This is a genomic window from Mangrovimicrobium sediminis, from assembly GCF_004745945.1.
Lineage (GTDB): Bacteria > Pseudomonadota > Gammaproteobacteria > Pseudomonadales > Halieaceae > Mangrovimicrobium > Mangrovimicrobium sediminis.
The window spans coordinates 99,151-111,776 of record NZ_SRLE01000014.1 but is presented as its reverse complement, the minus strand read 5'-3'; the positions used below and the strand labels follow the sequence as shown (position 1 = coordinate 111,776).

The 12,626-nt window shown below is 64.7% G+C and carries 11 protein-coding genes; 8 read left to right on the top strand and 3 right to left on the bottom strand.

What is annotated here, in order from left to right:
• Positions 1 to 129 precede the first annotated feature (129 nt).
• From E4634_RS18955 to E4634_RS18925, 7 genes are all read left to right on the top strand, one after another.
• Complete coding sequence (locus tag E4634_RS18955; protein ID WP_135446244.1) at positions 130 to 2,529, top strand: TonB-dependent receptor; 2,400 nt, start codon at positions 130 to 132, stop codon at positions 2,527 to 2,529.
• A 96-nt stretch (positions 2,530 to 2,625) separates the two neighbouring features.
• Entirely contained in the window at positions 2,626 to 2,955 is a 330-nt protein-coding gene (locus tag E4634_RS18950) for a 2Fe-2S iron-sulfur cluster-binding protein (RefSeq protein ID WP_135446243.1), read from the top strand.
• Positions 2,956 to 3,016: 61 nt separating this feature from the next.
• Positions 3,017 to 4,747, top strand: coding sequence for an FAD-dependent oxidoreductase (locus tag E4634_RS18945; RefSeq protein ID WP_135446242.1), 1,731 nt, complete (start codon positions 3,017 to 3,019; stop codon positions 4,745 to 4,747).
• 8 nt (positions 4,748 to 4,755) lie between these two features.
• Positions 4,756 to 5,559: an enoyl-CoA hydratase/isomerase family protein gene (locus E4634_RS18940; protein ID WP_135446241.1), complete on the top strand. Its 804-nt coding sequence runs from the start codon at positions 4,756 to 4,758 to the stop codon at positions 5,557 to 5,559.
• A 72-nt stretch (positions 5,560 to 5,631) separates the two neighbouring features.
• Positions 5,632 to 5,967 (top strand): DUF4286 family protein, encoded by a 336-nt coding sequence (locus E4634_RS18935; protein WP_135446240.1) that lies wholly within the window; start codon positions 5,632 to 5,634, stop codon positions 5,965 to 5,967.
• Positions 5,968 to 6,199: 232 nt separating this feature from the next.
• A complete protein-coding gene (locus E4634_RS18930; protein WP_135446239.1) occupies positions 6,200 to 6,943 on the top strand; it encodes an SDR family NAD(P)-dependent oxidoreductase in 744 nt (247 codons plus the stop codon).
• Between the two features lie 33 nt (positions 6,944 to 6,976).
• A complete protein-coding gene (locus E4634_RS18925; protein WP_135446238.1) occupies positions 6,977 to 8,269 on the top strand; it encodes an MFS transporter in 1,293 nt (430 codons plus the stop codon).
• 27 nt (positions 8,270 to 8,296) lie between these two features.
• Here the strand turns inward: E4634_RS18925 and E4634_RS18920 are convergent, their stop codons facing one another.
• On the bottom strand, positions 8,297 to 8,488 hold the full coding sequence (locus E4634_RS18920; RefSeq protein WP_135446237.1) for a ferredoxin: 192 nt from the start codon (positions 8,486 to 8,488) through the stop codon (positions 8,297 to 8,299).
• Positions 8,488 to 9,798, bottom strand: coding sequence for a cytochrome P450 (locus E4634_RS18915; RefSeq protein ID WP_135446236.1), 1,311 nt, complete (start codon positions 9,796 to 9,798; stop codon positions 8,488 to 8,490). Before E4634_RS18915 ends, E4634_RS18920 begins: the two co-directional genes overlap by 1 nt.
• A gap of 310 nt (positions 9,799 to 10,108) precedes the next feature.
• Between E4634_RS18915 and E4634_RS21540 the strand changes: the two genes are divergently transcribed.
• A complete protein-coding gene (locus tag E4634_RS21540; RefSeq protein ID WP_167854988.1) occupies positions 10,109 to 10,645 on the top strand; it encodes a GNAT family N-acetyltransferase in 537 nt (178 codons plus the stop codon).
• A gap of 72 nt (positions 10,646 to 10,717) precedes the next feature.
• Here the strand turns inward: E4634_RS21540 and E4634_RS18905 are convergent, their stop codons facing one another.
• Complete coding sequence (locus E4634_RS18905; RefSeq protein ID WP_135446234.1) at positions 10,718 to 12,523, bottom strand: sensor domain-containing diguanylate cyclase; 1,806 nt, start codon at positions 12,521 to 12,523, stop codon at positions 10,718 to 10,720.
• Positions 12,524 to 12,626 lie beyond the last annotated feature (103 nt).

Below are 12,626 nucleotides of genomic sequence, written 5' to 3'. Positions count from 1 at the left end.
TTTTTTGCGCCTTTGCGCGTCGCGTAAAGCGTTGGAGAGATGAACCGGGCCTGCCGTATAATCCCGACGCCGGATACCAGAACACCATAATCGCAAGACCATAATTCTGTTTAAACAGAGGATAAGAAAATGCTGAACACCGATCCGTACAACCGCATCACCTTGCGCAGCGCCGTGACCCGCGCCTGTGCAATTCTCGCCCTCGGCGGCGTCGCCGCCCCGGGCATCGCCGTGGCCCAGGCCACCGAGGAGGGCGCCAGCGGCGGCCTGGAAGAGGTCGTGGTAACCGCCCGGCGCCGCTCGGAAGGACTCTCCCGGGTGCCGATCTCGGTCAACGCGCTGAGCGCCGAGCAACTGCTGGAGCGCTCCATTCGCACCGACTCCGACCTGCAGATTGCCGTGCCCGGCCTGACCATTCGCCAGACCCAGGGCAACAACTCGCTGACCTACTCGATTCGCGGCCAGTCCGCAGACACCTTCAGCGGCTCGCCCTCGGCGGTGATTGCCTACATGAACGAAGTGCCGCTGACCATCAGCGGCGCGTCCACCTTTTACGACCTGGATTCCATCCAGGTGCTGAAGGGGCCGCAGGGTACGCTGTTCGGCAAGAACACCACCGGCGGTGCCGTGCTCTACACCTCCGCCAAACCGACCAACGAACTCGAGGGCAGCGTGCGCGTACGCAGCGGTAACTACGACCTGCTGGAGGTCGAAGGCGTGCTCAACGTGCCGATCGTCGACGACACCGTGCTGCTGCGCGCGGCGTTCAACACGCTGGAGCGCGACGGTTATATCGACAACATCCTCACCGGCGACGAACTCGGTGAACTGGACCGCGACAGCGGCCGCGTGTCGCTGACCATCAGCCCCGGCGAGCGCTTCCAGAACGACTCCGTGTTCGCCTACTCCGAATCCGGCGGCACCAACACCGGCGCCTCCTACACTTTCAGCGTTTACGAGTGCGGCGAGACCAACAACGGCTACGCCCTGAACTGCGCCAGCAGCTCGCTGTACGGCCCGTTCATGGACACCGTGTTCGGCTTCGAGGGCGCCTGGGCCGGTTACCTGGCGGCCCACCCGGAGGCCTATCCCGAGGGCCTGGCCGCCTATGTGGAGGAGCAAAAGCGCCTGGGCTACTACAAGACCCAGCACCCGTCCTCGGTCGAGCACGACGGCGAGGACTGGATCTTCACCAACCACACCACCTTCGATCTGACCGACAACATGCAGATCAAGAACATCCTCGGTGTATCGCGCGCCGAGATGGATACCATGCAGCCGCAGCTGGGCGCGCCGTTCCTGACCATTATCACCGGCAACGTCGACACCGGCCGCTATGGCAACGAGATGGAAGTGGAATCCATCTCCGATGAAATCCAGCTGACCGGTACCGCCTTCGAGGGCGACCTGGACTACATCGTCGGCCTGTACTTCCAGGACGACCAGGCCGACACCCTGTGGCCGCAGACCTACTTCGACCTGACCCCCTGGGCGCCGCCGACCACGGCCACCAACAATTTCCGCATCACCACGGAAACCCAGGCGTTCTACGCACAGGGCACCTACAACATCGAGCGCAACACCGGCATCGACCTCGCCTTTACCGCCGGTTTCCGCTGGACGGTGGAGGACGTGACCATCGAGCAGCTGAAGCAGGCCGACGCCTTCGGCGCCGCCGACCAGGACGAGAGCTTCGAGGAGCCGTCCTGGGAACTGGGTGTTGAATGGGGTATCACCGACGAGCTGTTCACCTACGTGAAGGGCCGCAGCAGCTTCCGCAGCGGCGGTTTCAACGGCTCCGCGCCGCCGGTGGACGCCGGCGCGACCGGCGGTGGTAACAAGTTCGACGTGGAGACCGTCGACGACGTCGAGGTGGGCCTGAAATTCCGCGGCGTTCTCGCCGGTATGCCGACCACCTTCAACGTGGCGGCCTACAAGTCCTGGATCGAGGACGTGCAGCGCGTCGAGTTCCCGGACCCGGACGGCCCCGGCGGCCTGGCCTCCATCGCGGTCACCGCCAATGTGCCCGAGATGGAAGTCGAGGGTGTCGAGCTGGAGGCCTCCCTGGCCCCCACCGACTGGCTGGAGCTGGGCGTGACCGGTGCCTACACCGATGCCGAGTTCACCGATGGCGACGTCAGCCTGTTCGGTATCGACTACACCTACAGCCCGGTGGCCAACACCCCCGAGTACTCCGGTTCCGCCTACGGCAAGCTGACCTTCATGGCCGGCGAGGCCGGCGACCTGAGCCTGCGCGCGGACCTCTATGCGCAGAGCGGTTTCTACTTCTCCAACACCGCCGACAGCATTGCCCCGCGCACCAAGCTCGACAGCTACGAGCTGCTCAACGCGCGCCTGGACTGGCGCGGCATCTTCGGCACCGGCCTGTCCGCCGCGCTGTGGGCGCGCAACCTGACCGACGAGGAGTACTTTGTGGGCGGTATGGCCCTGGCATCCTCGCTGGGCCACAATGCCGCTGCAGTAGGCGAGCCGCGCATGTACGGCCTGGAGCTGGCCTGGGAGTTCTGAGCCCCGCGGGCCGGGACGCGCTGCGCGCTCCCGGCCCATCGACGACACTGTAAATCCGCCGCGCCCGTGCGGGCCGGCTGCAAGGAGTAAGTTGTAATGAGTACTGTGACGGTAACCCTGGTCCAGGTCGACGGCGAGGTCATCACTATCGAGGACGCGCCGGTGGGCGAATCCCTGATGGAGGTTGCGCGCTCCCGCGGCGTGGATGGTATTCTCGGTGATTGCGGTGGCGGCTGTGCCTGCGCCACCTGCCACGTCTACGTGGACCCGGCCTGGGAAGCCAAAGTCGGCAAGCCCGACGATATCGAGGAGATGACCCTCGACATGGTCTCCCACGTGACCCGCGACAACAGCCGGCTGAGCTGCCAGATCAAGCTCGCGCCGGAACTGGACGGCCTGCGGGTCAACGTCGCCCCCGCCGACTGAGCGGGTTCAGGTAGCGCGGCCTTCCCGGGACAAGCAGCGAAGCGAAAGCGGAGAGAAACGAATGAGCGAGAAAGAAACTTACGATGTGGTCGTGGTCGGCTCCGGTTCCGCCGGGGTCATGGCGGCCCTGCGCGCGACGGACCTCGGCCTGTCCGTGCTGGTGGTGGAGAAGGCGCACAAGTTCGGCGGCACGTCCGCGACCTCCGGCGGCGTGATGTGGATTCCCAATCACCAGCTCGAGCCCAACGACGACACCCGCGAAGAGGTCACCACCTACCTCGACAACCTGATCGAGGTGCCGATCCAGAAGGAGCGCCTGGAGGCCTACCTGGACAAGGCGCCGGAGATGGCGTACTACCTCAAGAACATGGGCCTGCCGCTGGCGGTGGCCGCGTGGCCGGACTACTTCCACGCGCTGCCCGGCGCGCGCGCCGACCGCTCCATCGTCTGCGACACCTTCGACGGCCGCCAGCTGGGCGACAAGTTCCCGCTGATGCGCGAGCAGTATTCACGCTTCAAGGTCATGCGTCGCTACGCCATCGACCTGGTCGAGTTCTTTGCCATCTCCACCCAGTCGCCGGGCTGGATCAAGGTCTTCATGAAAATGGTCTGGCGCTACTGGAGCGATATCGGCACGCGCCTGATCAGCCGTCGCGACCGCCGCTATACCCAGGGCGGCGCGCTGATGGGCCATTTGTTCAAGCAGCTGTTCGACCGCGGCGTGGAAGTGCGCCTGGAAACCAAACTGGACGAAGTGCTGACGGATGGCGGTGAAGTCACCGGCGTGAAAGTCAGCCGCTTCGGTCGCGAATACGAGATTGCCGCGCGCCACGGTGTGGTGCTCGCCGCCGGCGGTTTCGAGTGGAACCAGGAACTGCGCGACCGCTACCTGCCGGTGTCCGGCCTGACCCGCCACAGCAGCACCCCGGAGGATGCCAACCGCGGCGAAGCGCTGATCGCCGGCCTCAAGCTGGGCGCCGCCACCGAGCACACCGACGACGCCTGGTGGATGCCCACCATGCACCTGCCCATGCCCGCCGCCTCGAACTTCGAGGAAATTCACCAGGCGGCCTTCGACGTGGGCCGCCCGCACAGCGTGTGCGTGAACCGCAACGGCGTGCGCTTTGTCGACGAGGCCTGCGGCTACGACGAGTTCGGCGGTGCGATGATCGCCGACCACATCAAGACCGGCGCCAACAACCCCTGCTGGCTGGTGTTCGACGCCAACTTCCGCAAGAAGTGGACCGCCGGCGGCTTCCTGCCGAGCATCATCATGCCCGACTGGACCATCCCCGTGGACTGGTGGGACCACTACCTGTTCAAGGCCGACACGATCCCCGAGCTGGCGAAGAAAATCGACATCCCGGCGGACGCCCTGCGCCAGACCGTCGCCAACATGAACGAGTACGCGCGCACCGGCGTGGACCCGGAATTCGACCGCGGCGGCAACGACTACGACCGCATGTTCGGCGATGCCAACATGTCGCCCAACCCCTGCCTCGGCCCCATCGACACCGGCCCGTTCTACGCTGTGCCGATCAACGCCGGCGACCTCGGCACCAAGGGCGGCCTCAAGGCCGACGCCCAGGCGCGCGTGGTGGACGAAGCCGGCAAGCCGATTCCCGGCCTGTACGCCGCGGGCAACAACTCCGGCAGCCCCTTCGGCAACCGCTACCCGGGTGCGGGTGGTACCATTGGCCCCGCCATGACTTTTGCCTACGTCGCCGCCGAGGATATCGCCGCGCGCGCGGGCAAGGGCGAGGCGCCCACTTCGACCGAAAACGCTGCCTGAGAGACCCCATGCCGGAGACATTGCCCGAGTACCAGAACATACTGCTGACCCGTGATGGTCGCCGCCTGACCATCACCCTCAACCAGCCCGAGGCGATGAACGCCGTGGACGGGCTGATGCACGAGGAACTGGCGGACGTGTTCCATTTCGCGTCTGTCGACGAGGGTTCGGATGTGGTGGTGCTCACCGGCGCCGGCAAGGCCTTCTCCGCCGGCGGCAACCTCGAACACCTGGCCAACAACGCGGCACACCCGCATTTGTTCGACAAGGACGTGCGCCAGGCCAAGCGCATCCTGTTTGCCATCCTCGACATGGAAAAGCCGCTGATCTGCCGCATGAACGGCCACGCGGTGGGCCTGGGTGCTACCCTGGCGCTGTTCTGCGACATCATCTACGCCGCGGAGAACGCCAAGATCGGCGACCCCCACGTGGCCCTGGGCCTAGTGGCCGGCGACGGCGGCGCGATCATCTGGCCGCAGCGTGTGGGCCTGTGCCGGGCCAAGGAATTCCTGCTCACCGGCGACCTGCTCAGCGCGAAGCGCGCCGAGGAGATCGGCCTGGTGAATTACTGCCTGCCGCTGGAGGAACTCGACGCCGCGGTGGATGCGGTTTGCGAGAAACTGCTGGCCGGCGCGCAGAATGCGCTGCGCTGGACCAAGGTGCTCACCAACATGGAGCTCAAGCGCATCGCCACCTCGGTGCTGGAGGCGGGCATCGCCTACGAGGCCGTCTCCGTGCGTACCGCGGATCACCGCGAGGGCGTGAAAGCCCTGCAGGAGAAGCGCAAGCCGGTGTTTGGCGGCGAGCAGTAGCGGCGACAGAGCGTCGCGACCAGCAGCGGTAAACAACCCCGACAATAAAAACCGCATCCCCCGGAGGTGCGCATGGCAAGCTACAAGTTCGTGGTGCTCTCACGCCCTGTCGAAGGCCGTGAGGACGAGTACAACGAGTGGTACCAGACCGTCCACCTGCCGGAGCTGACTTCGATCCCCGGCATCCAGGCCGCCCAGCGATTCCGTATGGAGGTCGCGTTGGTGGAAGGCGACGCCTGGCCCTACATGTCCATCTACGAGTTGGAGACCGACGACGTCAATGCCGTGCTGGCCCAACTCACCGGCATGGCCGAGAACCAGCTGCTGACCATGACTGACGCTATCGACCTCAGCGATGTGTATGCGGTAGTGTATGGCGAGTTTGGTGAACGGGTGATCACTACCTGAGGTTCGCCGCTGTCGCAGGCGCAACCCCATCGATGTGCAGGGGCTCTCTCCGATCCGCCCGAGCTGAAGTCCTCCAGATCTATTGGTTTCACCCGCTGACGGTGCCCCGGCCAGCGTGCTGCACCGGTTACCGCAGGCGACACGATGGCCGGAATCCGATATCCCCAGGGGCATAGCGGCGCGGTACAGTGGTTGATTCACGATCAACCACGACAGAGGAACGCGATACACCATGAGTACGAATTACGCAGGCAAGGTGGCGGTGGTTACCGGGGGAGGCCGCGGCTTCGGCAAGGCGTTCAGCCAGGCCCTCGCCGACGGCGGCGCCAGCGTCTACCTGGTCGACCTGGATAGCGAGGTAGCCGAGGCTGCCGCCGCGCAGATTGGCGCCAACGCTTTCGGCATCGCCGCAGACGTGACCGACGAGGCGCGCATGCAGGCGGTGTGCGAAGAGATCGCGCAGGCCCACGGCGGTATCGATATCCTGATCAACAACGCCGGCCTGCACAGCCACGAATACAGCCGTCCCCTGGCCGAAATGGGGCTGCAGAAAGTGCGCCGGCTGTTTGATGTGAACGTGATGGGTACTGTCGCCTGCACCCTGATTGCCGCGCCCTACATGGCCGGCCGCGACGGCGCCAGCGTGGTCAACATCGCCTCCGCGGCGGCGTTCTCCGGCGGCGGCTACGGCACCTCGAAGCTGGCGGTGATCGGCCTGACCATGACCTTTGCCCGCGAACTCGCGGCCGATGGCATACGGGTCAATGCGATCGCCCCCGGGGTGATCCTCACCGACACCATCCGTTCGGAAATGGACCCCGGCACCCTGGGCCGCATCAAGTCGATGCAGTTCCTCAGCCAGGACGGCGAGGAACAGGACATCGTCGACGCCATGCTGTTCCTTACCGGGCCGACGGCGAAGTTCATCACCGGGGAGACCCTGCGCGTGACCGGGGGCTTTGCCGCGGGCATCTGAGCGCAGGACTACGCAACCCCGGGAGGGGAGACGATGGGTGACATGCCGGCGACGGCGCAACAGGAATGGCGGGCTGGCTGGACGCTGGTGCTCGCGGCGTCGCTTGGCTTTGCCTTCTACTCCGTCATGCTCGCCAGCACTGGCCTGTTCATGGGGCCGCTGGGCGAGGAATTCGGCTGGAGCCGCACACTGCTCTCCTCGGGTCCCTCCATCGCGACCATTGTCAACGCCATCCTCGGGCCGTTCCTCGGCGTGTGCGTCGACCGCTTCGGTGCGCGCAAGGTGGCGTTGCCCGGCCTGGTGCTGACCACCTGCTCGATACTCTCCTTCAGCCTGCTGGGCGGTTCACAGCTGCAGTGGGTGGCGCTGTGGCTGGTGTTCGGCGTGGTCTCGGTGAGCATCAAGTCCACGGTGTGGACCACGGCGGTGGTCGGTATCTTCCAGAAATCGCGCGGCCTCGCCCTGGGGCTGACGCTGGCCGGCACCGCGGTGGCGCAGACCGCCGTGCCGCCGCTGGGCAACTACCTGATTACCGAGTTCGGCTGGCGCGGCGGCTTCGTCTGGCTCGGCCTGGGCTGGGGCGGGGTGACCCTGGTGGCCTGCCTGCTGTTCCTGTTCGACTATCGCGACCGCCTGGCCCGGCAACGCAAATCCGATGAGCGCGCCGGCCGCGAGGCCAGTGCGCCGCCGCCCGCCGCCGAGCTTACCGGCCTGACCATTCCCCAGGCCTGGCGCGACTCCGCGATCTGGCGGCTGGCGATTTCCAATTTTATTGTCATGCTGCTGACCATGGGCCTGGCCATTCACCTGTTCCCGATCCTCACCGAGGCGGGCGTCGAGCGCGACCGGGCGGCGTGGCTGGTGGGGCTTTCCGGCATCGCCGGCATCATCGGCAAGCTGGTCACCGGCGTGTTGCTGGACCGCTACCGGCCGAACTGGGTAGGCGGTATCACCCTGGGTGTCGCCGCGCTGGTGTTTGCGCTGCTGCTCTACGGCATCCACTCGCCGACGCTGATTCTCATCGCGCTGGTGGTCAACGGGTACGCCGCGGGCACCAAGACCCACATCACCGGTTTCCTCACCGCGGGCTATGCGGGCATGAAGAACTTCGGCGCCATCTACGGCGTGATGTCCTCGCTGATGGCACTGGCCGCGGGGCTGGGGCCGCTGCTGGCGGGGCTGGTATACGACTACTCCGGTGAATACCGGTGGTTCCTGCTGGCGGGGATTGCGGGGTGCCTGCTCGGTGGCGGGTTGATGCTGAGTATGCCGCGCTACCCGGACTGGGAGCCGGCCGGCGAGAAAGCGGACGGGGCTGCACACTAGCCCCGTCCACGCAGTTTGCGCCCAGCTTTAGTCGCTGACCGAGATCGCATTGGCCGGGCACTGCCCGACCGCGGCGCGCACCGCTTCTTCGTGTTCCTCGGGCACCTCGCCGACCAGCACCACGGCGTAGCCGTCATCGTGCAGTTCGAAGACCTCCGGACACAGGCCCAGGCACACGCCGAAACCGGCGCAGATGTTTGCGTCTACCGTGACCTTCATTACGCATCACCCGGAGCTGCGTCGAACTCGATGGCCAGGTGGGTCAGGCCGCGCAGGATGAAAGTGGGCAGGTAGCTGTAGTTGCGCGCGCCGGCCGGCCCGTGCACCTTCTCGGAAATGCGGATGTCGGTGGTGCGGTCGAACATGCGGTTGAGGGCGACCACCGCCTCCGCCCGTGCCAGGGGCGCGCCGGGGCAGGCGTGACGACCGCGGCCGAAGGCCACGTGCAGACGGGCGTTGGCGCGGTCCAGCTGGAATTCACCGGGGTTGTCGAACTGGCGGGAGTCGCGGTTGGCGGCGCTGTTGGCGATGAACAGGAAGCTGCCCGCGGGGATGTCCACACCGCCGACCTGGGTCGGTTTCTTGGCCAGGCGGAAGTCGCCCTTCACCGGGCCTTCAAAGCGCAGGCACTCCTCGACGAAGTTGGGGATCAGGTCGCGGTTCTCGCGCAGCTGCTTTTGCAGGTCCGGGCGGTCGCCGATCAGCTGGAAGGCGTAGCTCAGCAGGCGCACGGTGGTTTCCTGGCCGGCGGCGAACAGGTTGGAGGCGACCCGCGCGACGTCGATAGGCTCCGGTACCGAGCCGTCGGGGAAGGTGGCCTGCGCCAGCCCGGTGAGGATGTCGCCGGTCGGGTTGGCGCGGCGGTCCTCGATGTAGCTGGAGAAGGTGTCGTAGAGCCACTCCAGCGGCGAGTGCTGCACTTCCTTGTCGGCGGTGCCGCCGATGGCTGCGCTTTCCTGTTCCTGGCGGATCAGTTGCTTGCGGAACTGGATGCGGTCCGCGGCGGGCACGCCCAGCAGGTCGGATACCACCAGTACCGCGAAGGGTTGGGCGAAGGCGGCCATGAATTCGCATTCGCCATCGGCGATGAAGGTGTCGATCTGCTTGCCGGCCAGATCCCACATGTAGTCCTCGTTCTGCTTCAGGCGCACCGGGGTGATCAGGCGCATCAGCAGGGAGCGGTGGTCCGTGTGTACCGGGGGATCGAGGGTCGGCAGCTGGTCGTGGAACGGGGTCTTGTCGCGGTACTCTTCGATCAGCTCGGAAATATCCTCGTTCTCATGGCCCTCGAGCGGAATCGGGCAGCCGGCGAAGGGACCGGTGGTGGACATGCAGGAAGAGAAACGGTCCGGGTCGTTGTAGATCTCGAGCGCCTCGTCGTAGCCGGTGACCATGTAAATGCCCTGGTGCGGCTCGCGGAACACCGGCGATTTGTCCCGCAGGTAGTCGAAGTAGGCGTAGGGGTCATTGACGAAGAAGTCGCTGCGAAAGAAATCGTGCGCTTCAAAATCCTGAATCTTGTCGTTCATGCGGGTTCCTTGTTCGGACATTATCGAGACTGGAAGCCTGCGCTACCGCTGCACTGTGCTGGAGGGGTCGCGCGGGAGCCGGCCCGGCTCGAATTCCTGCCCGCGAGGCAGGTTCTCTTATGGTGTACAACCTGTTGAACACCAGGCCGGCAAAATCGAGGGTATAGTTAAACAGGAAAGCGGTGGCCTAGGGAATAGTTTCACTTGGCAACACACGAGCTTTCGGTGCATGTTGTCCGGACTTAACCGGACTGCCGTGCCTGGTGCCGCTCGCGCCTGCGGACCACCTCGAGAGATGAGGATCGCAACCATGCTTGATTTGGACACCGCCAGGCTCAGGCTTGTACCGCTGTCGCCGGCCGACCTCGCAGAGTTCCACGCCATAAATACGGACGCCTTCGTGCGTCGCTACCTGTGGGATGACGAGCTCATTGGGCAAAGCGTCTCCGCCGACATCCTGGACCAGTCGCAACGGTGTTTTCTCGATGCCCGGTGGGGCCTGTGGAAGATCATCGCCAGGGAGTGCGGGGCCTATCTCGGCTATGCCGGCCTGTGGTGTTTCTATGGCGAGACCCAGCCCCAACTGCTGTGCGCCCTGCACCAGCACTTTACGGGGCAGGGCTACGCGCGCGAGGCCTGCGCGGAGATCATCGCCTACGCCTTCGGCCGGCTCGGCTTTCGCTACCTGCTGGCGGCCACCGACGAGGGCAATCGGGACTCGGCGCACTTGTGCAAGCGCCTGGGTTTTGGTTTTGTCGAGGAGCGAGTCATCGACGGCAGCGTCACACACTTCTATCGCATGGAGAACTGCGACTGGGTCTCGCTCGATTGTTCACAGCGGTCATAGTGGAAGCGAGTCGAGGTCGATATTCCAGGCCTGCGATCGGCGCGGAGGATACAGGTCTGGAACAATCCGGTCCTAGGCTTGCGTTGCGAGTGCCTGGTCCTGCACCACACAATCCCGCCCCTGGTTTTTCGCCTGGTACAGCGCGTTGTCGGCGCGGTTGAGCAGCGTCTCGATGTCCTCGTCCGCCGCCAGGCTGGCGACGCCGATGCTGGCGGTAAAGCGCAAATCCCCCGCGTCGCTGGGTATGCTGATGGAGCGTATCGTTTCCAGCAGGCGATTCGCTGTCAGCAGGCTGCCCTGGCTGTCTTCGTAGAGCAGCAGCGCGAACTCCTCGCCGCCCAGGCGCCCCCACACGTCCATGTCCCGCAGGCTGCCGGCGACGGTGCTGCTGAACTGGCGCAGTGCCTCGTCACCCATGCTGTGGCCGAAGCTGTCGTTGATTGCCTTGAAGTGGTCGATGTCGAACATCAGCAAACTCAGCGGCTGGCCCTTGCGGTGTGCCAGGCTCAGGCAGCGCTGTGCTTCCACGAGAAAACTGCGCCGGTTGTGCGCACCGGTGAGGGGGTCTGTCCTGGCCTCGAACTCCGCCGCTTCCTTGGCCCTTTCCAGTTCCGCGGTGCGCTGGCTGACGAGCATCTCCAGTTCCACCTTGGAGGACTCCAGTTGTGCCATGTAACGGGATTCCGCCTTGTCTTTCTGCACCCGCAGCCGGCGCACCTTGAGGCCCATGGCGGTGAGGATTCCGATCATTTCCACAAACGAGGCGAAGGCCGGCCAGTAGTAGGTGAACTCGCTGTGCCCCACCAGGCCGAGGTCGCGCAGTGCCTGTCCGACCATGCCCAGCACCAGCAGGCTCCAGGCCACGGCGAACACCGCGGCGTCGCGCGAACCCTGGCGGAAGCGCACGATACCGGCGATACAGATGGCGGGATAGAGCAGGAGTGCGAGGGTGATCGAACTGATCGCCAGGGTGTTCAGGTCGAAGATCGTACACACGAGCATGAAGACCGCGTTGGCCATCATGAACAGCAGGACGTAATCCAGCCTCGGCGTGTGCTGTCGTGTTTGCAGGTAAATACGTGAAAAGATGATGCCGAAGATAATGCCGATGGCACCGGTGATCGTCATGTAGGACCAGTGGTAGTGCTGTTTGACGATGAACTGGTGGGTGTAGCCGAGGATGGTGAACCAGCCGACGATCTTGGACAGCGCGTAAACCGAGTAGCTGAAAAAAGTCCTGTCCCGAGTGGCGAGGGCCGCGACGAAGGACACCACCGACATGAGGAAGATGCCGCCGAACAGGAACATGACCATGGCGGTTTCGGCGTTGTTGTTCTGGCGCAGCTTTTCCGGCGCCCAGATACGCATGCTGGGGAACACGAACCCCGCCTGGTGCGAACTGAACTTGACCAGGAATTCCCGGCGTTCGTCCGGTGCCAGCGTTACCTGGAATACGAAGCGGTTGTGCGCGACCGGCCGGCTCTCGAACGGGGCCAGCAGTGACAGGCTCGCCACCTGGGTATAGTTTCCGCCATTTGAGGTCGGGGCTTGAAACGCGTCGAGTTCGATCAGCTGGTGGTCGACATACTCGATATCCAGGGTCAGCGCCTGCCCGGAGGTATTGTGCAGCTGGAAATGGCTCCACACCGCGCCGGGTTGCAGGCCCGTGGAACCCGCCGTGTCGAGCGCTGTAAACTCGCCCAGCGCATACTTCGCCGCGGCTTCATTGACAGTGAGGCTGGCCTGTGGGTCGAACAGGATCTCGGACTGGCCGGTCGTCTTGTTGCCTGACTCGTCTACGGTGACGTCGATAGCCGGGGCGGCGAAGGCAATCTGGGCGCAGAGCAAGAGCAACGCCAGCACGATTCGTGAGTACATCCAATGTGCCCGCAAAAAAAGTGAGAAAACTGAGATTCGCCTTATTATCGCGATAACTATAAGGCAAAATACGCTGATAACAGAGCGGTTTTTGTCAGGAACA